This window comes from Sulfuricurvum sp., from assembly GCF_028710345.1.
Classification (GTDB): Bacteria; Campylobacterota; Campylobacteria; order Campylobacterales; family Sulfurimonadaceae; genus Sulfuricurvum.
The window spans coordinates 48,484-69,599 of the sequence record NZ_JAQTUH010000009.1 but is presented as its reverse complement, the minus strand read 5'-3'; the positions used below and the strand labels follow the sequence as shown (position 1 = coordinate 69,599).

The 21,116-nt window shown below is 36.8% G+C and carries 15 protein-coding genes; 10 read left to right on the top strand and 5 right to left on the bottom strand.

Annotated elements, in window-relative coordinates:
- Positions 1-154 precede the first annotated feature (154 nt).
- From rmuC to PHC76_RS11750, 9 genes are all read left to right on the top strand, one after another.
- Positions 155-2,032, top strand: a complete 1,878-nt coding sequence (gene rmuC / locus PHC76_RS11790) for a DNA recombination protein RmuC (RefSeq protein ID WP_299974934.1) — start codon at positions 155-157, stop codon at positions 2,030-2,032.
- 139 nt (positions 2,033-2,171) lie between these two features.
- The gene (locus tag PHC76_RS11785; RefSeq protein WP_299974931.1) at positions 2,172-4,505 is read left to right on the top strand and encodes a hypothetical protein; all 2,334 of its coding nucleotides are present in this window, start codon (positions 2,172-2,174) and stop codon (positions 4,503-4,505) included.
- Positions 4,502-4,735: a hypothetical protein gene (locus PHC76_RS11780; protein ID WP_299974928.1), complete on the top strand. Its 234-nt coding sequence runs from the start codon at positions 4,502-4,504 to the stop codon at positions 4,733-4,735. The genes PHC76_RS11785 and PHC76_RS11780 overlap by 4 nt, the downstream gene beginning before the upstream one ends.
- A gap of 65 nt (positions 4,736-4,800) precedes the next feature.
- Positions 4,801-10,062 carry a DUF4011 domain-containing protein gene (locus tag PHC76_RS11775; RefSeq protein ID WP_300210150.1) on the top strand — a complete coding sequence of 1,754 codons (5,262 nt, stop codon included), beginning with the start codon at positions 4,801-4,803 and terminating at the stop codon, positions 10,060-10,062.
- A 1-nt stretch (position 10,063) separates the two neighbouring features.
- Positions 10,064-11,650: an AAA family ATPase gene (locus PHC76_RS11770; RefSeq protein WP_299973352.1), complete on the top strand. Its 1,587-nt coding sequence runs from the start codon at positions 10,064-10,066 to the stop codon at positions 11,648-11,650.
- Positions 11,647-12,507 (top strand): hypothetical protein, encoded by an 861-nt coding sequence (locus tag PHC76_RS11765; protein ID WP_299973355.1) that lies wholly within the window; start codon positions 11,647-11,649, stop codon positions 12,505-12,507. Before PHC76_RS11770 ends, PHC76_RS11765 begins: the two co-directional genes overlap by 4 nt.
- Before the next feature lie 245 nt (positions 12,508-12,752).
- Positions 12,753-15,443, top strand: a complete 2,691-nt coding sequence (locus PHC76_RS11760; RefSeq protein ID WP_299973358.1) for an AAA domain-containing protein — start codon at positions 12,753-12,755, stop codon at positions 15,441-15,443.
- On the top strand, positions 15,440-15,652 hold the full coding sequence (locus PHC76_RS11755; RefSeq protein ID WP_299973361.1) for a hypothetical protein: 213 nt from the start codon (positions 15,440-15,442) through the stop codon (positions 15,650-15,652). The genes PHC76_RS11760 and PHC76_RS11755 overlap by 4 nt, the downstream gene beginning before the upstream one ends.
- Positions 15,653-15,749: 97 nt before the next feature.
- On the top strand, positions 15,750-17,033 hold the full coding sequence (locus PHC76_RS11750; RefSeq protein ID WP_299973368.1) for an ATP-binding protein: 1,284 nt from the start codon (positions 15,750-15,752) through the stop codon (positions 17,031-17,033).
- A gap of 5 nt (positions 17,034-17,038) precedes the next feature.
- Here PHC76_RS11750 and PHC76_RS11745 read toward each other — a convergent pair whose 3' ends face one another.
- Positions 17,039-17,815 carry an exodeoxyribonuclease III gene (locus PHC76_RS11745; protein ID WP_299973371.1) on the bottom strand — a complete coding sequence of 259 codons (777 nt, stop codon included), beginning with the start codon at positions 17,813-17,815 and terminating at the stop codon, positions 17,039-17,041.
- A 140-nt stretch (positions 17,816-17,955) separates the two neighbouring features.
- Between PHC76_RS11745 and msrA the strand changes: the two genes are divergently transcribed.
- The gene (gene msrA / locus PHC76_RS11740) at positions 17,956-18,492 is read left to right on the top strand and encodes a peptide-methionine (S)-S-oxide reductase MsrA (protein ID WP_299973374.1); all 537 of its coding nucleotides are present in this window, start codon (positions 17,956-17,958) and stop codon (positions 18,490-18,492) included.
- 6 nt (positions 18,493-18,498) lie between these two features.
- Here msrA and PHC76_RS11735 read toward each other — a convergent pair whose 3' ends face one another.
- The 4 genes from PHC76_RS11735 to PHC76_RS11720 form a co-directional block, all read right to left on the bottom strand.
- Positions 18,499-18,720: a hypothetical protein gene (locus PHC76_RS11735; RefSeq protein WP_299973376.1), complete on the bottom strand. Its 222-nt coding sequence runs from the start codon at positions 18,718-18,720 to the stop codon at positions 18,499-18,501.
- A gap of 14 nt (positions 18,721-18,734) precedes the next feature.
- Positions 18,735-18,956, bottom strand: a complete 222-nt coding sequence (locus PHC76_RS11730; protein ID WP_299973379.1) for a hypothetical protein — start codon at positions 18,954-18,956, stop codon at positions 18,735-18,737.
- 176 nt (positions 18,957-19,132) lie between these two features.
- Positions 19,133-20,095 (bottom strand): ParB N-terminal domain-containing protein, encoded by a 963-nt coding sequence (locus PHC76_RS11725; RefSeq protein ID WP_299973383.1) that lies wholly within the window; start codon positions 20,093-20,095, stop codon positions 19,133-19,135.
- A 1-nt stretch (position 20,096) separates the two neighbouring features.
- Complete coding sequence (locus PHC76_RS11720) at positions 20,097-20,975, bottom strand: ParA family protein (RefSeq protein WP_299973386.1); 879 nt, start codon at positions 20,973-20,975, stop codon at positions 20,097-20,099.
- Positions 20,976-21,116: the final 141 nt, after the last annotated feature.

Sequence of the window (21,116 nt, the reverse complement as noted above, 5' to 3'; positions counted from 1 at the left end):
ATTAATCTATTAACAATTATTATCTTTTGATAAAGGCCTGCGTTGAGAGCTCTCCATTTCTCTGACACCCATCTGCCCAACCATGTCATAAACTTTAATATTAAGCCTCTTCCAACGCATAACATTTCTATTTTGAGAATTAAAAAGGATACATATGGAGTTTGAAATAACAATTGCCGTATTGGTTTTATCAGTTGTCGTCATAGGCTCTGTTGTCTGGATGCGAAAAAGCATTCAAAGTTCACCTGATGCAACTCTACAAAACGAATTGAATGAAAAACGTGATTTAGCCGCACGAGTCCCTCTTTTAACTGAAACCATAGAAAATCTACGCGTTGAAAATAAAGATCTATTGCTATCAATAGATACCCATAAAACTTATTTATCCCAAAAAGATGTCACCATTGCCGAAAATGAAAAAGATCTCATTGAGTTTTCAAAAAAAGTTACATCCACAGAAGATCAAGTAGTTAAACTCGAAAGTGAAAAAAATGAATTAAATATATCTATCGAAACGTTAAAAAGTCAGTTGCAACAAGCCAATAGCAATATTGATAAAAAAGAGCATGAATTACAACAGTTAACTCTTGGTTTTCAAAAAGATACTGAACGCTTTAACAGCAAAAATAGCGATTTGCAAAATGAGATTAATACACACAAAGATGACTTAAAAACAGCTCAAAAGAAAATAGATAATTTACTTGAAGAAAACACCACTTTAACCAGTCAAAAATCAGTATTACAAGCTGATTCAAACGCCCTAAATGAAAGTAAAAATGAGTTACTTCAGACAATCAAACTCTTAAAAGATGATCTTACGTCTTCGCAAGTAAAAATAGAATCATTACAGGAAAACAATAGCGATCTTAAGGCAGAAAAATCTAAATTTCAGGCAGAACTTGCTGCACAGCAAGAAAACAACGAAAAACTGAAAAAAGATTTTGAAGAACAGAGTAAAAAGCTTGAGCTAAAACTCAACGAAATCATGCAACAAAACCTTGATAGTAAACTCAAAAAATTTGATGAAACTTCGATGAAATCACTTGATGGGTTACTAAAACCTTTCAAAGAAAACCTTGATACATTCAAGAAAAAGGTCGAAGATTCTCAAGAAAACAGTACCAAAAAGTTTGCCGAGCTTTCCAAAGAGATAGAGCAAGTTACCAAAGCAGGTATGAATATCAGCAAGGAAGCCGAAAGCCTTACAAAAGCGCTTAAAGGCAAAAAACAGATGCAAGGCAGCTGGGGAGAAATGATACTTGAAAGCGTACTTGAATACTCCGGTTTACGCAAAGGGGTGCATTACGATACACAAGAAAGTTATAAAGATGAGGAAGGAAATACCAAACGCCCTGACGTGATCATAAAACTACCGCAAGAGCGGACGATCATCATCGACTCGAAAGTCTCACTCAATGATTATAACAACTATATACATGCAGAAACTGACGAGGAACGGCTATTAGCAACAAATGGAATCGTGGCTTCATTCAAAAACCATATAGACACACTTGATAGCAAAGATTATGCTCATTACAAAGTAGGAACGTTGCAATACGTCTTTATGTTTGTTCCGATTGAAGGTGCCTTTGCTATGGCAATACAACAAGATCCAAAATTGTACGAGTATGCACTCAAAAAACATATCGCCATAGTCAACCCTTCTACGTTGACTGTTTCACTAAGAACTATATACCTTTATTGGCAAAGTGAACAGTCAAATACTTTGGCATCAAAACTATTTGACGAGGCAGGAAAACTATATGACAAAATGGTTGGATTTTCTGACAGTTTTGGAAAAATCGGAAAACAGTTACAGACGGCTACAAGTACATATGAGCATGCTCACAAGCAATTAACAGAAGGGTCTGGTAATTTGATGGGACGTGTTGAAAACCTGAAACGGCTTGGTGCACGAACTTCAAAAACATTGAAAGATTCAAAAATGGAATTTCAGGATTTCGATGAAGTAGAAATGGAGATTGAATTACTACCAGAGCCTGTAATTGAAACGCTTTCAGATGCTGACTAATTTCTTTTGCTATTCGGATATCAAGAACGAAGAACGGCGCATCCAGATAAGCGAGTCGTATCTGCAGATATTTTTGATCTCTCATGAAATAAAGATCAAAAAATTAGTTGAGAATTATTGAATCGTAAAAGGAGAAAATATGACACCAGTTTATTTGGATTTACATATACATACATCTGAGAATGAAGAAAATCTAAATCAAAATTATGATGTTGATTTATTATTAGAAAAAGTAGCTGAAGTAAGTAGTAATTCAGCTTTCTTAATATCCTTAACTGATCACAATACAATAAATAAAAATGCATATATGAAATTGCTTGAGAAAACAAAGAATGTTATCTTAGGTGTTGAATTACATATTAAAAATGCTGAAACAAGACCACCTTATCATTGTCATATATATTTTAATTTTGATGTAATTACCGAAGAAGCTATAGACGGAATTAATCTTATTTTAGATGAGCTTTATCCTCAAAAAGTTATCAAACCTGAACGAATAGAAAATGGAGAATCTATTCCGGAAACAAAAGTAGAAAATATTGAAACTATAATCAGAAAATTTGATCAATATGATTTTTTACTATTACCTCATGGTGGACAAAACCACAGAACATTTGATGAATCTGTTGATGGACACTTTAATACTCGCCTTGAAAAAAGCTTGTACTATAATCAATTTGATGGTTTTACCGCTAGGAACAGAAGAGGATTAGAAAGGACAATAAGCTTCTTTAGCCGTTTAGGAATTAATGAATATATAAATTTAATTACTTGCACTGATAATTATAACCCTGTACGATATCCTAAAACAAAATCAGATGACGCAAGCGATTTTCTTCCCACTTGGATGTTGGCCGAACCTACATTTGATGGTTTGAGACTGTCATTATCAGAACATTCTAGATTGATTTATAGTGAAACTAAGCCTGACTATTGGGCTGAATATTTAAAATCTGTTCAACTAGAAAATGATTCTATTACGATTGACGTTTCTTTGACGCCAGGTTTAAATGTTGTAATTGGTGATTCTTCCAGTGGAAAAACACTTTTCGTTGATGCAATTACTTGTAAAACATTAAATGATTTTTCGACATCAAATTATAAATCTTTTGGTGTAGAAAGCATTGAAATTGACAATCCTTCACATTGCATACCTCATTACATTAATCAAAATTACATTATGAGTTTAATAGCTGGAAACAAAAATGAAATTGACAAAATTGATATTATAAAAAAAGTATTTCCTGATGAAAAAGATGTAAGAGATAGAATTCAAAATGGTTTATCTGATTTAAAGAAAGATATAAACGATTTAATAGATTATGTCGAAAAAATTGAAAAATCAGAAAATGAAATATTGAAAATTCCTTCTTTAAACAGATTGATTCAAACTTCCGAAATAAAAGAAAACATTATCCAGTTAATACAACCTTCTGATGACTTAATAAGCAAAATAGAATATTCATTGTCAGTTTACGAACAGCATTTAAAATCCATCGATGATCTTCAAAAATTTATGCAGAATAACGAATTTATTGAATACGATGAAGTTGAGCTACAGACTATAATAGATAAATTAAAGAATGCATATTTATTATCTTCTTTTGAACAAGAAGTTAGGACTCAAATTTTGCTTGGAAAAAAGAGCTTAGACGATTTGTTTTCTACCATGAATAAAGAAAGTCAGCACAAGAAAGAAAACTATGAGAAATTAATCACTCAAATTAATCAATATACAGATAACTTGAATAAATTTAAAAATCAGCTTGAAAAAATCCAATCGTATGATTTAACAATTCAAAGCCGAGTTATTGAATCAATGGGGCATCAATTATCAATTGAATATACATTTAAAATTGATAGAGATATTTTTTTAAAAACCATTAATGAGTTTTTAAAAAGTGAATATAAAATTGGTTCTTTGGAACAATTAAACCCAAGAGAATTATACGTTGCAAATTATAAAGAAAGACCAAAAGTTAGCACTTATGAAGACTTCAAATCAAAAGTATATATTGAATTTGAGAATATGAATAAAAGAAAATATAGAATTATTACAAGGGATGGTAAAGAATTTGATTCTTTGAGCGCAGGCTGGAAGACATCAGTGCTTTTAGATTTAATTTTAGGATATGAAGGTGACATAGCACCATTGATTATTGATCAACCAGAAGACAATTTAGCAAATAGTTATATTAACAAAGGATTGATTGATGCCATAAAAAAAATAAAAGAGCGTAAACAAGTAATCATTGTATCGCATAATGCTACGATACCTATGTTGGGTGATGCTCAAAATGTTATCTTATGTAAAAATGATGAAAAGATATTGATTACGTCCAATCCTTTAGAGGGCAAAATAAATGGAATTAGTGTCGTTGATCATATTGCAACAATTACTGATGGTGGGAAAACGTCTATTAAAAAGAGAGTTAAAAAATACAATATGAAAAAATTTGAGGAGATGGTATGAAATTAGTTTTTTCCAAAGAAGAAAATGAAATAAAAGTAAAATTGCTTCACAATGGAACAGAAGAGGATTTTAATTACATTAAATTGATAAAATTTATCCATGAAGATAATGAATTGGAAGAAACAAGCTACTCCGAAGAGATTACTCCAGAAGAAAGAGAAAAGGTTAATGTCATGATCTCTAAAATCAATGAAGTAATTATAAGACAGTCAGAAGCCTCCGTTGAATAAATTGTAATGATTTTCTCTAAATCCTTCTGACAGATAATAAGACAAATCAAGTATAGAGAATTTATATGAAAAATTTATCAGGAAAAAAAGTGAACAATGAACCAATCATAATAGAAGCGAATTTCTTACCAAAATTTAATCTCGCATTTTTTCAAAACTCTGTACCAGTCTTAATAGAATTGAATTTGCTCAACACTAGCGATCAACCTTTAAGTGATTTAACATTGACGTTATCCACTACCCCTGCTTTCATTAAGCCTAAAATCTGGCATATTGATATGATTTCAGCCGGTCAGAAACTACCGATACCTGATCGAGATGTGCAATTTGACAATTCCATGTTGATTCAGTTGAATGAATCAGAAAATATACAAATCACTTTGTCCCTGACTTCTAATGACAATGTAATAGCTAAAGCAGAAGATACCATTGAATTATTACCTCGTAATCAATGGAGCGGTATTGGGCATATGCCAGAGATGATTGCTGCCTACGTTCAGCCTAATGATGCATTGGTAGAGAGATTACTGAAAAAAGCAGCGTCTATTTTACGTGAGCATGAAAAAGAATCGTCATTAAATGGATATCTCGGTGGTCCAAAAAAAGCGTGGGAAATAGCTTCTGCAATTTGGACTGCGATCGGTTCACTCGGATTAGACTATGCATTACCTCCCGCTAGTTTTGAAGTATCGGGGCAAAAGATACGTACTCCAGGGCAAATTAGCGATGCAGGACTCGCCACGTGTTTGGATAGTACACTACTCATTTGTGCGGCGCTGGAACAATGTGGACTTAACCCTATTATCATCTTTACTCGGGGACACTCTTTCGCCGGTGTTTGGCTTAAAGACGAAGAATTCTCGACAGTACTAACCGATGATATTACAGCACTAAGAAAAAGAATAGCTCTCAAAGAACTGGTTGTATTTGAAACGACTTATTTAACACAACGTCCATGTCCTTCATTCAAACGGGCAATTGAACAAGGAGAAAAACAGATATCTGAAGCTGAAGAAACAAAGTTTGAACTAATCATCGATGTCAAACGGGCAAGGCTACAACGTATCAAACCTCTGGCAAGTGCAGACAGTAAAGCCAGTTCAATTCCTCTTGTAGAAGAAGAAAATCTGGAGCCTATGTTTGATGAAGCTCCTGATTTGCCAGATGATGAAATCATTCGAGATAATGATATTTCTTCAGCACCGACGGATCGGCTTGATATGTGGCAACGTAAACTGCTAGATCTCTCATTGCGCAATAATCTTCTCAACTTTCGAACGAATAAACGTATGATCAAACTGGATGCTCCTGATCCTGGGCTATTGGAAGACAATTTAGCTGATGGCAATACGATACGAATAAAACCTAGACCTGATTTGATGGATGGATCAGATTTACGCGATCGTAGTATTCATGAATCACGCGAGCAGGAAAATTTGCATCGAGAACATGCGTTGGATGCCCTGAATCGTAATGAGGTATTTGTTGCATTGTCAGCTGATGAATTGGATAGCCGTCTCACTGAACTCTACAGAACTGCGCGTGCATCACTTTCTGAGGGGGGATCAAATACTCTTTATCTGGCTGTTGGATTTCTTTCATGGACACGTAGTGAGAAAGATGACAAACGCTATCGTGCTCCGCTGATTTTAATCCCCGTCATACTCAATCGAAAAAGTGTGCGTGAGGGCTTCAGCCTCATCTTACATGATGATGAAGCCCGTTTTAATCCGACACTTATACAGATGCTTCGCCAAGATTTTGAGCTCGAACTACCTATTGCCCAGCGTGAATTGCCAAAAGATGATCATGGGCTAGATATCCATGGTATATGGAGACAAGTGTCTCAGGCTATCAAAGATATAAAAGGGTGGGAAGTATCAGAGGAAGTTGTACTCTCAACCTTTTCTTTTGCAAAATATCTGATGTGGAAAGATTTGATAGATCATACGGAGCAGTTGAAACAAAACCCTGTTGTACGTCACTTGATTGAAACACCACGTGATCCCTATCCAAGTAAGGTTGCTTTTTCGAATCCTAAAAAACTCGATGAAGATTATGGCCCTGAAAAAACATTTTGTCCATTACCCGTCGATTCCTCTCAACTCTCAGCGGTAATGGCATCCGCTAAGGGGAAAGATTTTGTACTCATAGGCCCTCCGGGAACAGGTAAAAGCCAAACTATTTCCAATATGATCGCTCAGTGTCTCGCTGAACAAAAAACCGTTTTGTTTGTATCGGAAAAGATTGCGGCATTGGATGTAGTTTATCGTCGATTACGTGACGTGGGATTGGGAGATTTTTGTTTAGAACTGCATTCCAGTAAAGCTCGAAAGCTTGATGTATTGCATCAACTTGGTCGGGCATGGGATGCGAAAGGCGGAGTAGAGGCGGATGAATGGCACAGAGAAGCGCAAAAACTGCAAACTTTACGAAACCAACTCAATGATTTTGTAAATCAACTCCACAAGAAACGCCACAACGGACTAACAGCTTACAAAGCTATAGGGCAAATTTTATCTGGCCAACATTTTCCTAGATTAGGCTTACAATGGTCAGCCGGAGATGTTCACGACGTGGATACGTTAGAAAAACTACTGAATTTGGCTGATCGACTTGATTTAAATGCCCGTGAAGTTGGTGATATTTCTAATAGTCCATTATCGATCATTAAACATGATGAATGGTCACCGAACTGGCAAGAAACAATGCTTCAATCCAGTACTCATATAGTTCCTAAGATTAAGAAGTTTGAACTCTCTGCCGAAGCTTATGCACAAGCGCTTGGATTGCCTATATTTAATCTTGAAACACGTGTGCGAGAAGCTCTATTGTTGCTTACAAAAGCACTGCCTTTAGCTGCTGGTAATGATTTTCGATTTGTACTGCGTCCGGACGCGCGACGTATCATGGATGATTTAGATCGAGGCGTTCAATTTATCCAACAGCACAAGTCTACTTTTCAACAATTGTCTGTCCCTTATCGAGATGAAGTTACTAATGTCATGGTAGAGCATTTAAGTGAGCAGTGGCAGAAAGCAGAACAAACGTTTTGGCCTATGAGCTGGCTTGGACGTCGTAAAGTTTATAAAGAGCTGGCCAATCATATTCAAGGCAAACATAAACCTGATGTAGCTACAGATTTGCCAAAAATCCAAGAACTTCGAAAACTAGAAGCAGATATAAATGAACTGAATGATTTAGTGGGTAAGACGTCTGGTTTATGGGCAGGGTTAAAAACAAGGTTGAATGAAGCTGAAAACGGACAGCTTTTTTATAAAAATATCTCTTCTGCTATGGCCGCACTCGCAAAAGATGCCGATTCACTTATTCTCATAAAGGCATCATTGGAAAAACTCCTGGGTGATGGAAATGCTCTACTTGAAGAAGCCGGTTCTATCACTGGCGCCGGTAATCACTATGTGCAGTCATTGAATGAGTTCAATGATGCTTTTGAGTTATTTATCTCCAAGGCAGGTATTGGTTCAATAGAGTTAATGGATAAGGTTGGAGACACTCCTGCTGAACTTGCTAAATACTGTGCCGCTATACCCCCTATGGAACCAAAGCTACATGCATGGTGTGCATGGAATAAAGCTTCTAATGAAGCAATAGGGCTTGGCTTGAAGCCGCTTGTTTTGGGAATTGAGCTCGGTGAAGTCAAATTAGGAGAAGTACGTAATGCATTTGAAACGGACTACTGTCGTTGGTGGCTAAACACTACAGTTGATGGAGATGATGTATTACGTACATTTGTCTCTACTGAACATGAAAAACGTATTGCGGATTTCAGAGTCTTAGATGATAAATTTACTCAGCTGACTCGAAATTATATTTATGCAACACTGTGTGAAGATTTACCCGATCAAGAAGAGGTCAAAAAAAGTTCAGAATGGGGCATTCTTAAACGCGAAATGCAAAAAAAGCGTGCGCATAAACCTTTACGTGAACTCATTAGCTTGATGCCAAACACTATTACAAAATTAACGCCTTGTCTATTAATGAGCCCTCTTTCGATTGCTCAGTATTTATCAACGGATATCGCGTTATTTGATGTAGTCATTTTTGATGAAGCGTCACAAATTCCCGTTTGGGATGCAATCGGAGCAATTGCGCGCGGTAAACAGGTAGTAATGGTGGGAGACCCTAAACAGCTGCCACCTACTTCATTTTTTAACCGAGCCTCAGCCGCAGACGAAGAAGATGTAAATGAAGACGTTGAAGTCGATTTAGAAAGTATCTTGGACGAATGTATAGGAGCAAATTTACCTACGCTAAATCTCTCCTGGCATTACAGAAGCCGGCATGAAAGCTTAATTGCCTTTTCCAACCATCACTATTACGGAGGTGGACTGGTAACGTTCCCATCACCCGTTACCGACGATCGGGCAGTCAGTTTCCATTTGATAAAAAATGGGGTTTATGAAAAAGGCAGTAGTCGAACTAATAAGCCTGAAGCACGTGCACTTGTTGAAGAACTGGTAACTAAACTGAGCGATAAAGCATTTCAAGCTTCCAAACTCACGATAGGGGTTGTTACATTCAATTCTGAACAACAACGTTTAATTGAGGATTTGCTTGATGATGCACGCCGAAAAAATCCAGATATTGAGCCATACTTTTCAGAAGATGCATTAGAGCCTGTATTTGTTAAAAACCTTGAAAGCGTACAAGGTGATGAACGAGATATTATGTATTTTTCTATTGGTTATGGTCCCGACCTCGCTGGAAAAATTTCAATGAACTTTGGCCCCATGAACAAAAGCGGAGGTGAACGTCGTTTAAATGTGGCAATAACACGTGCAAGACATGAATTGCGCGTTTTCTCCAGTTTACGTCCTGATCAAATTGACTTATCAAGAACACAATCAAGTGGAGTACGTGATCTCAAACACTTTTTAGAATTTGCTGAACGTGGCTCTCGTGCATTAGCTGAAGCAGTATTAGGCTCAATAGGTGAATATGAAAGTCCCTTTGAAGAAGCAATAGCAAATGCTCTAAAACGTAAAGGCTGGGAGGTTCATCCTCAAATAGGTGTATCCTCATTTCGGATTGATTTAGGTATTGTTGATCCAGACTCTCCTGGGCGATATTTAGCTGGCGTAGAATGTGATGGTGCTACATATCATCGCTCCGCTACAGCAAAAGATCGTGATAAATTACGTGAGCATGTTTTAAAAGGGCTTGGGTGGAATATTGTCCGTATTTGGTCAACAGATTGGTGGCAAGATAGCGAGGGAGCGCTGAAAAAAGTTCATATGCAATTAGAGTCTTTATTGGAACAGCAGCGAAGTAAACAAGCTATATCAGAAGGTGGAGAGTCTTAAAATGGCACTTATTTTCTATAAAATATCAATAAATGGATACATTCCTGCCCAAGCCAGTAATGCTGCATATTTACTATCTGATACTTGGGACGATTACTCATTTAAAACTCTATTCAAGCTCATTATCTTTGATGAACGAGGAACCAAACATGAATTAGGTAGCGTCAAAATTGGGTTCAATGGTCAGATAGGCGGATGGACCTCAGAAAGCATGGCAGAACAGTTCTCTACTTTACCGAACACTTTTTTTTCGCTTGGACAAGATGCAGATTATTACAAGAACATTGTAGAAAATCTTTCTCCAGAAGTTACATCTAATATATTGACCTCTCTTGGTGATGTTGTACATAATCCAGATCTTTTGCAATCCATTGAAAACCAAAGTGTATTTCGCACGTCGTTACTTAGAACAGTGAATCCATCTTCAATCGAGTATCAATTTACAAGGATTTTACGTCATGAGGCAGCACTCACTGATTACAATTTCTTTTATGAAAAAATTGCTGATTCGCTCTATTCTGGTATAAAAATCGATTTTCAAGTCGTACCAAATTCTAAGCCTCCTTCTAACATCCATATTTTGATTGGTCGTAATGGTGTAGGGAAAACCACAATACTAAATAATATGGTTAATGCACTTCTACCTAATAGAAACCCTGAAGGAGTGGCTGGGCGTTTTGCTACAAGTACAGTCTTTGATATGAACATCACACTGGCACAAAACTATTTTTCAGGTATTGTTTCTATCTCTTTCAGCGCATTTGATCCTTTTGAACCACCAGAAGACCAAACAAATTCAAGCTTAGGCTTACGATATCACTACATTGGATTAAAAAAACGTCTTAGTGAGATAGAAGAACATAAGCGGGGATTAAAAGATAAGGATGATTTGTGTAACGACTTCTTCAAAAGTTCAAAAATATGTTTTGCATTAACTGCGAAACGAGAACGTTGGATAAAAGCTATCACAAAACTAGAATCAGATACAAATTTTGCAGAAATGGACTTGAATCAGCTCATCGAAGTATACGATAGAGATTTATCAGATGACAAGCGTACGTATTCAGCCACAGCGTATTCATATTACAAACGTATGAGTTCAGGACATGCCATTGTCCTTCTGACAATAACAAAATTGGTAGAGACAGTTGAAGAAAAAACACTTGTTCTCCTCGATGAACCAGAAAGCCATCTTCATCCTCCTTTGCTATCAGCTTTTGCCCGTGCATTGTCAGATTTATTAACAAATCGTAATGGCGTCGCTATCATCGCCACACATTCGCCTGTGGTATTGCAAGAAGTACCAAAGACATGTGTTTCTATTCTTCAGAGGACTCGACTCTTTGGACGTGTAGATAGACCCGAAGGAGAAACATTTGGTGAAAATGTCGGTATTTTAACTCGCGAAGTTTTTGGTCTAGAAGTCACTAAATCAGGATTTCATGATTTATTAAAACGTGCGGTAAATGAGGGAAGAAACTATGATGAAATATCAGCGGAGTACCATAATCAACTTGGTTTTGAAGGGAAAATGCTACTGCGTTCTATGATTATCACTAGAGATGAAACTATAGGTAGTGGTGAATGAGAGCTATAGAGAAGCCTAATTTAGTTCCTCAAACTGTATATGAAACCTGCATTAATAGTATTTCAGATTCAGAATTACGTATCCGCCTTAATTTAATCACACCCGATCTCATGATTGCAGCAACAGATTATGAACAAAAAGCCGATACTATTCAACTGTTTACTCTTGCACCCAATACCTGTCAAAATAGTGACCCCGTATTAGGCTTTGTGACCAAAAAAGAACTCAAAGATGTTTATACTAATCATTTCGTACCTGAAAAGAAACCTGCAAGAAAATATTATGATTTATTATTATCAAAAGTCCATTTAAGCCGTTGTCCATATTGTGGTATTGGTCATGTATCTACATTAGATCATTTTCTTCCCAAAAGCCCCTTTCCACAATTTTCCGTTTTACCATTGAATCTAGTACCAGCATGCAAAGATTGTAATGAAGGCAAAAATGCTACTGTAACATCTGCAATCGACAAACAAGATTTACACCCTTATTTTGATCATCAACATTTTATTACTGATCAATGGCTTTATGCTGATATCGAACAGAGTTCACCTATCACTGTTCGCTTTTTTATAAATCCGCCAGATCATTGGGATAATATTTCTAAAAATAGAGTTCAAGCACATTTCATACACTTTAATCTTGCTGCTAGGTATAAGATTGAAGCAAGTAGTGAGCTTGCAAATATTAGTGGTTTATTAACTAAATATCTACAATCATATGGACAAACAAGTATTAGACAACACTTAACAATGCAGGCGGAAAACCATCTTAGCCAGCATGTTAATTCGTGGCAAACAGCATTGTACCAGGCGCTAGCAGCTAGTGCTTGGTATTGTAATGGAGGGTTTCAATAAACACGTTCGAACAAGATAAAAGAGTCTATATGGAATGAGCATTTGATTCGTATACTATTCTCCATTACTTGTGATAGCATTACCCAAGGAGATTCAGAGCCATTGATAAAGTTAAAGGCCATTAGGCTTTGAACTCGTGCGGTTAGAAATATGAAACATTGTAATGAAGCTAACATCTGCCCACCACACTTACTATTGCCTCAATACAATTGCAATAGAAAAATAAAAGGAAATATAAAATTTTTATGGATGAAAACAAATATTTAATTTTGCTTGATGGTAAAAATAAAACATCAGATATAGTAACCATTGATGATTCTCAGACAAATATAAAAATTCAATTTAGCTCAAATGACAAGTTCTATACATATAGCAAAACAAAGGTTTTAATCTACGAATATCCGGAAGTTATTGATCCTAATTCTTGCCATATCTATTTACGGGATAAATGCTTATTTAATATCACAAAAATTTTAGACTTTGAAAGTTACCTAAAAATATTTTATGGTAATGGAAAAATATCCGCGTACAGTAAAGATGATTTACGGATTGAACATAATGTACTCATTCAAAAAAATGCCAAAAATACGTTTGATTATCTAAAAGCTTTGGCTAAGAGCTTAAAAAGCGAAGAAAATGACTTCTTAGATAAACAGTACGAAAAGATGTCGTATCTAAGTGAAGAGAGTGTGCTTGCAAAATACCTAAACCCTGACGTGATCAAAAAATATCAGAAGCCAAAAATAATGATTTTTCCTTTTGGGTTAAATTTGAGTCAAGAAGTTGCCGTTGCAAATGCGCTGACACACCAAGTAAGTATTATCGAGGGTCCTCCTGGTACTGGAAAAACACAAACCATCTTAAACATCATCGCGAATCTATTAGTGAATGACAATACGGTTGCCGTAGTTTCAAATAACAATGCTGCAATTGAAAATGTGTACGATAAACTCGATGCACTCAATCTATCTTTCTTTGCGGCGATGTTGGGAAATAAGAAAAACCAAGAAGAATTTTTTGCCAATCAACAAGAAACATATCCTCAAGTTTGTAATATGCCAGATAATGATTTTCTCAATAATCGTGATTCATTAGAGAAAAATATTGTTCATCTTAAAGAGATGCTACAAGCTAACAACGATTTGGCAAAAGCATCACAAGAATTAGAAGCATTAAAAATCGAGAAAAGACATTTCATGAATATGTTTGCTGCTAGAGCAATAGATATAGGTAGTCATGAAGATTTTTTTTCCAAACAAAGTTTAGACAATACACTATCACTTTGGGCTGAGCTTGAGTCTTTGGTGTTACATGATAAAAAAATAACTTTTTTCTTTAAAATAAAAGCGCTTTTCAAATATAAGATTTTCTCTTTTAGCCTATACCAATACCCGTTGGACGAGATTATTCTTGTCCTGCAAAAATGCTTTTATGAAATTAAAGAAAAAAAACTGATAGAAACTATTTTTACTCTGAAAAATCTTTTGAAAGATGAAAATTTCGAGACGATACTAAAAGCATATACAACTGATTCAATGGCATTGTTGGAACTACATTTATCAAAAAAATACAACCTGACTGAAAAAAAGCAACAATTTGAGAAAGATGCTTTGTGGAAAAATTTCGAAGACTTCACAAGAGAATACCCCGTTGTTTTAAGCACAACACATTCATTGCGAAACTGCACACAAGAGAACTTTTTATACGATTACTTGATTATTGATGAGGCATCTCAAGTAGATGTTATTGCCGGCGGTCTTGCATTATCTTGTGCAAAAAATGTTGTAATCGTAGGTGATCTAAAACAACTACCACATATTGTTGGTAAAGATATTGAAAATGTCGTTGATGATACCTTTAAAGATTATGCGTTAGCCACATCATATCATTATAAAAACAGTCTACTTGCTTCTGCACTGAAAGTCTTTGACGATGCACCTAAGACATTACTAAAAGAGCACTACAGATGTCATCCTAAGATTATTGATTTTTGTAATAAAAAATTTTACCATGATGAATTGGTTATCTTATCAAAAGAAGGAGATGCTGGAGCACCCTTGATTTTGGTGAATACCGCAGAGGGTAATCATGCAAGAGGTAAGTCAAATCAGCGCCAAATTGATGTAATTAAAAATGAAATTTTGCCGCGTTTAAGCACAAAAAGTTTAGGAGTGATTTCACCTTTTCGAGATCAAGTAAATAAGTTATCAAGTGAAATCACCCAAGAGTTAAGCATTGAAATCGATACAGTACATAAATACCAAGGTCGAGAAAAAGACATCATAATCATTACAACCGTCGTAGATGAGGAAAATGAGTTTGCAGATGATCCAAACTTACTTAATGTCGCTGTGTCAAGGGCAAAAGAACAACTTTATATTGTGGTATCCGATCGTGAAAAAAATAAAAATATGAAAGATTTGGTGAACTATATTCGATATAACAACTTCGAAATTGCTGACAGTAAAATTTATTCCATTTTTGACTTGTTATATCAAGACTATGCCCCCTATTTAAAAAGATTCCTGGGTAAAATTAAAAAAGTTTCAAATTATCAATCTGAAAATTTAATGAATGTTATCATTGAAAAAGTGCTCGATCTTGAGCAATATTCAAATCTGGCTTATAATATAAACTATCCACTAAATAAGCTCATCAAAGATACAAGTATCCTAAACGCAGACGAATTGGCATTTGTCAAAGCATCATCACATATAGACTTTCTTATCCACAATAAAATCAGCAAGCAACCGGTTTTAGCAATTGAGGTGGATGGTTTTGCATTTCACACGAATAATCCTGTGCAATTAGAAAGAGATGCTTTAAAAGATCGTATTTTAGACAAATACAGTATCCCTATCATACGATTTTCAACTGATGGCAGTGAAGAAGAGACCAAATTACGCAAAAAACTCAGAGAGGTTATTACATTATGATCGATTACCGTACCAAACTCACACTTCACCGTCAACTTTACCCCTTTAACGATCTGGAATATTCCATCGAAAGCGACCGTGGACGGATTCTCTCCTCTCCGGCATTTCGTCGTCTCCAAAAACGGACACAGGTGTTTGCCCTCAAACTCAATGCCGCTTTCCGAAACCTCTATATCTCTAGAAATATCCTCACTTCAACTAAAAAATGAAAATACCAAGTTTTTAATAATTTTGTAGAAATCAATTTTTATACTTGACAATAAGTACAAAACTATATAAAATAGGTTTTATACTAAAGGATAAAATATGAGAGATGTATTTCGCCGCATTATCACCGATTTTCAAGAGCGCCCTCTACGCCAAACCATCAAACGTGATATTGATATCCCCCTATTCAGCGATAAAATCATTACCCTCATAGGGGTACGCCGCTGTGGAAAAACCTCGATTCTTTATAAGATGATCGAAGAGCTCCGTGCAAGCGTGGATTCTAAGAATATCGTCTATGTAAATTTTGAAGATGATCGGTTACTTGGCACCACGATTGGTGATTTAGACGATCTTGTTGAAGGATATTACGAGCTTTATCCCCAGAAAAGGGATGAAAAAATCTATCTCTTTGTCGATGAAGTGCAAAACATCCCTCAGTGGGAATCTTTTATCCGTCGTATTTACGATACGTTGAATGTTCAAATCATCATAACCGGATCCTCTTCCAAACTTCTCAGCAGTGAAATAGCCACATCCCTGCGCGGTAGAACGCTTACCTATGAGATATTCCCGTTTTCGTTTAAAGAGTATCTCCGTTTTAAAAACATCACGATCAATCTCGACTCTTCCAAATCGCTCAGCTTTATCAAACACCATTTCGAGGAGTATCTACTCTGCGGAGGCTTTCCCGAAACGATTGATCAAGATACAACGATCCAAAAAAGGATTCTCAGCGATTATGTCAATCTGATCGTTTACAAAGACCTTATTGAACGCTACGGAATTACCAATACCGCTCTGCTGAAACATCTCATAAAATACGCTTTCGTCAATATGGCGACCTCGGTAAGTATTACCAAGCTCTACAATGATTTTAAATCCAATGGCTTTAAACTGGGCAAAGAGACACTATTTGATTATTTCGGCTATTTGGAAGAGGCGTATGCCATCTTTAGTGTTCCGATTTTTAGAAGTTCGGTACGCGAAGAGCAACGCAATCCGAAAAAAATCTATGCGATCGATAACGGTCTTCGTGCCGTCTATGATGCATCTTTTTCACCCGATTATTCCAAGCTCTATGAAAATCTAGTATTCTTGGCACTTCGTTCTAAAACAAATGAAGTCTATTACGTGAAAGAGCGTCAGGAGATCGATTTTTACTGTGTCATAGACGGCGTTAAACAACTCATCAATGTGAGTGTGGATATCAGCAATCCCGACACCTTTGAGCGTGAGATCAACTCGCTCTCTGAGGGGATGGAGTTTATCGGTGTGAACAAAAGTATTCTCATTACCAAAGAGCGTGAAGGCTCCATGAATATCGGTGAGAAAGTCGTGATGTTTATACCACTTTGGAAATGGCTTTTAACAAACAATTAGCCTGTTCACACCCTTATCCTGATCCCCACCGGACAATGATCCGAACCCTCAATCTCCTGAAGGATAAACGCATCTTCAAGCGCATCGATCAGATCATCAGAGATAAAGAAATAATCGATCCGCCATCCGACGTTTTTAGCTCGGGCGCTAAAGCGGTATGACCACCAGCTGTACTGATCTTTTTTATCTCCGTGAATTTGACGAAACGTATCGATGTATCCACACTCGATGAGCTTATCGATCCATTCTCGCTCGATGGGCAAGAATCCTGATGTTTTTTCATTCGATTTAGGGTTTTTGAGATCGATTTCACGGTGGGCGGTGTTGACGTCTCCGCAGATGATAATCTTTTTCCCCTCGGAGCGGAGTTTCTGACAATGATCTAGAAAATTATCGTAAAAACTGAGTTTATAGGTGAGCCGCTCTTCATCTTTTTGACCGTTGGGGAAATAGACGTTAAAGAGGACAATATCCCCATAATGGTGTTCGACGATTCTCCCCTCATCCAGAATATCGATATCGGGTCGGGTATGAGTTTTAGTCGGTTCTATCACTGAAGCGATCAAGGTTCCCGAATACCCTTTTTTAGCGGCACTGTTGACACTCATATAGTGGTATCGATCTTGAAAGAGGTTGTCAGGGATCTGATCGGGAGTGGCTTTGATCTCTTGGAGGCAGAGGATATCGGGCTGATGGGTTTCAAGCCAATCAAATGCACCCTTTTGCTCTACAGCGCGAATACCGTTGACGTTCCAGGAGATGATATTAACGACCTCTGACATGATCTACTCCCATTCTTTAAAATGAATTGTATTGTAGCTAAAATCAAAACTTATGTTTTTCACCTTCATAAAATGTAAAGATAACTATTGCCGTTTTATGTGCATAATGGTATTTATTTTTTTGGTATTGAGGAGATGTGATGAGAATTTTATGGATTGTTGTGTGGTTGGTCAGCTTCACTTATGCTTCTCCTCTTACTAAGGCCTATTATGCAGGTGGGTGTTTTTGGGGAGTGGAGTATTATCTCGAAAAACTGAGAGGGGTAAAAGAGGTACATTCAGGCTTTATGGGTGGGAAAGTCAAAAATCCCACTTATTATGAAGTTGTTCAAGGAGGTACCGGACATCTTGAAACTGTCGAGGTTACCTATGATCCTTCATTGATCAGCTATGAAACCCTCACCAAAGCGTTTTTTGAGATTCATGATCCTACACAACGTGACGGGCAAGGACCCGATATTGGGGAGAGGTACCATTCAGCCATCTTTGTCGGTGATGAAACCCAACGCCGTATCGCATTATCACTCATTCAACAGCTACGCTCTTATGGGTACGATGTTGCTACGAAAATAGTTCCAACCGGACCTTTTTATCCCGCCGAAGAATATCATCAAGACTACTATGCTAAACATCATAAAGCACCCTATTGCCATGGATACGTCAAACGTTTTAAATAAGGTTGACTATTTTTTGGAGTTAGCCCAAAAACTTCGAAGCTTTTGGGTGTAATAGATTAACGCATCCTCACGGCTAAGCCGTTTTGGTTTCTCTTTGATATGAAGCGTAGTACGAAACTCTCCATCGATCATCTGAATGCTAAATATCTCATCCATAACACATTCGCCATAGGTACGCCCTTTGGCAGCTTCGGTTTTAACGTGCGGATAAAGTTTTAACGCTTCCATATTGTATTCTCATCTTAATGACCGAGCGAATCAGGGAGATTACGATCACGTTTGAGCGCTTCGATAGCGGCGTCTACTACTCGTTTGAGCTTCAATGCAGCTTCTAATCCCTCTTTGTCTTTGGTGATATTCAAAGATCCCTCGATGGTGATCATCTCGATTCCGTTTGTGATGCTCAGATTACCGGTAGTGAATCCATCGGTCTCGTTCTCATAAGCCATAAAAGGTTGTTGCATGACGTTCCTCTCTTATGGATGGTTTATTATCGCTATGATAACACAGCTCTATGACTCACAACACCCTTTTTTGAATCGTGGGCTGATTATTATTCGTTCACGTCTCTAAGGAGTCTAAAAAAAGTTCTACTGCTATAGGTTAGAGCATTTAACTGGATAATAATGACCGCCCTACCCTATTTTCTTTTTAAAATCTCATCAATTTTTGTAAAATAATCCATCAACTTATCTTGGTCAGCTTTAGTGAGTTTCGCGACTTGTTTTGTGCTTGTTTTACTGAGGGTTTTTAATCTTGACACTATATCACCCTCCCCTACTTTGCCGACTTTTTCTTCTTTATGCTCAGTAACCAGCTTCATTGCTTCACGCTTACTCATATTCTCATCAATGACTCTGTTCATCACGGCTTTGAGTGCTACTTCGTTCTTAGAGAGCTTTTGAAGTACCTGTGCGTTTGAAAAAGAGAGTCTACTGGCACTGAGTGCTTCTTTGATTAACGGATGCATAGAGAGCATTGTAAGACGGTTTAATAAGCCACTTATGTCAATCTTACCGGTTTTTTTGAGAACCTCATTCATTTGGAGACGTTTTTCTTTCTCATCGTCACTCAATTGTACCGATCCAGCATTGTGATTTTTAAATCGGACGAGAAGTTTCTCAACACCCTCCCCAGTCTCGTTTATTGCGACTTTGAGGTAATCAATCAAAGCGAGTGTTTCATCATAAACACTGATGTCTTCCCTTTGCATATTCTCAGTAGCCATAAGCAAAATTGCCATATCATCATCGACATTTTCCAAAATGATTGCAGGAATAGTTTCTTTACCGAGTATTTTATAGGCTTCGATACGGCGGTATCCGATAATCCGTTCAAGCCCCTCCCCTATTCTACGTAAAACAACCGGATAGATGAGCCCAACGGCTTCAATCGATTTTGAGAGTTCAACAATCGCCATTTTGTCATGCCATCGGCGGTCATGGAATTTTGGGGATGCAATCGATGCAATAGCGACCTCAATCGTGTTACTTGTTTTATTTTCGATGCTCTCAGAGATACTTTGGCGTAACGCTTGGGCTTCTTCAATTCTTTTTGTAGCCGTTTCAGCCGATATATTTTTACGTGCAGGTAGTTTTGCCATCTTATTTGCCCCCTACTTCCAGTTTATTGGTGATCACTTTTGCAATATTTTCCAGTAAAAGAAGAATATCTCTCTTTCCTGTATCAAACCCTTCAATATAATCTTGCAAAAAATAGCGGACTGATTGAGCATTTGAGAATACGGTGCGATCGGGTATCTCTTCCAAAAGGGTCGTAGGGATTTTTCCGATCGATGCATATGTTTTTAACGAAGTCATATAACTACCCATAATCTCTGCCAAAGTCTCTTTATCATCACGGCGCTGTTTATTGTACATTGTCGGCAAGATAAAAAGATGATTGTAGTTTTTATCATAGTCTTCAAGTACATCATTAAGAACTTGTAAGAACCCATTGGCTCCGGCAATGGCGTTTGTTTTGGTTTGTATGGCAACGATCAACGCATCCGATGCAAGCAAAACATTTCTAAACAGCGTTGAAACAGATGGTAATGCATCAATAATGACATAATCATAATCATCTTTAACTTTTTGAAGATACTTATTTAAAAGCATATCTTTACCACCGCTCACACTCTCAGCAGCTGCAACGATTGAATTGCCGGGCGAGGGAATAAAATGAAGCTCTTTAATAGCTACAATTGATTTCCCATTTTCATCTTTTAAAATGCCAGTAATATCCAACGGCTCAATAGAAGCGCGTTCAAAGATTTTTACGATACTTTCTGTGGACATATACTCTTTAATAAATTCATTATCAAAATGGTTGTTAAGATCCATTAGCTCAGTCAATGTTGCTTGCCCATCAAAGTCAATAAGTAGCACTTTTTTGGTTTTGGCAAACTCTCGTGCTAATGCCTGTGCCGTTGTCGTTTTTCCAACACCACCTTTTTGATTTACAATTGAAACTACTGAACCCATATCGTCCCTTCAATTTTTATCCATCCGGATGGATAAATGATTTTATTACTATTTGAAAAAGTATAGCATAAAAACTAAGCATAGTGGAATATTGATATAAATATTCTATCGAATTTATAATTATCCATCCGGATGGATAAT

Coding starts and splice junctions, on each gene's coding strand:
- msrA (WP_299973374.1), top strand. CDS start 17,956: ATGAGAATTTTATGGATTGTTGTGTGGTTGGTCAGCTTCACTTATGCT.
- PHC76_RS11755 (WP_299973361.1), top strand. CDS start 15,440: ATGATCGATTACCGTACCAAACTCACACTTCACCGTCAACTTTACCCC.
- PHC76_RS11760 (WP_299973358.1), top strand. CDS start 12,753: ATGGATGAAAACAAATATTTAATTTTGCTTGATGGTAAAAATAAAACA.
- PHC76_RS11770 (WP_299973352.1), top strand. CDS start 10,064: ATGGCACTTATTTTCTATAAAATATCAATAAATGGATACATTCCTGCC.
- PHC76_RS11735 (WP_299973376.1), bottom strand. CDS start 18,720: ATGGAAGCGTTAAAACTTTATCCGCACGTTAAAACCGAAGCTGCCAAA.
- PHC76_RS11765 (WP_299973355.1), top strand. CDS start 11,647: ATGAGAGCTATAGAGAAGCCTAATTTAGTTCCTCAAACTGTATATGAA.
- rmuC (WP_299974934.1), top strand. CDS start 155: ATGGAGTTTGAAATAACAATTGCCGTATTGGTTTTATCAGTTGTCGTC.
- PHC76_RS11750 (WP_299973368.1), top strand. CDS start 15,750: ATGAGAGATGTATTTCGCCGCATTATCACCGATTTTCAAGAGCGCCCT.
- PHC76_RS11775 (WP_300210150.1), top strand. CDS start 4,801: ATGAAAAATTTATCAGGAAAAAAAGTGAACAATGAACCAATCATAATA.
- PHC76_RS11725 (WP_299973383.1), bottom strand. CDS start 20,095: ATGGCAAAACTACCTGCACGTAAAAATATATCGGCTGAAACGGCTACA.
- PHC76_RS11780 (WP_299974928.1), top strand. CDS start 4,502: ATGAAATTAGTTTTTTCCAAAGAAGAAAATGAAATAAAAGTAAAATTG.
- PHC76_RS11730 (WP_299973379.1), bottom strand. CDS start 18,956: ATGCAACAACCTTTTATGGCTTATGAGAACGAGACCGATGGATTCACT.
- PHC76_RS11785 (WP_299974931.1), top strand. CDS start 2,172: ATGACACCAGTTTATTTGGATTTACATATACATACATCTGAGAATGAA.
- PHC76_RS11720 (WP_299973386.1), bottom strand. CDS start 20,975: ATGGGTTCAGTAGTTTCAATTGTAAATCAAAAAGGTGGTGTTGGAAAA.
- PHC76_RS11745 (WP_299973371.1), bottom strand. CDS start 17,815: ATGTCAGAGGTCGTTAATATCATCTCCTGGAACGTCAACGGTATTCGC.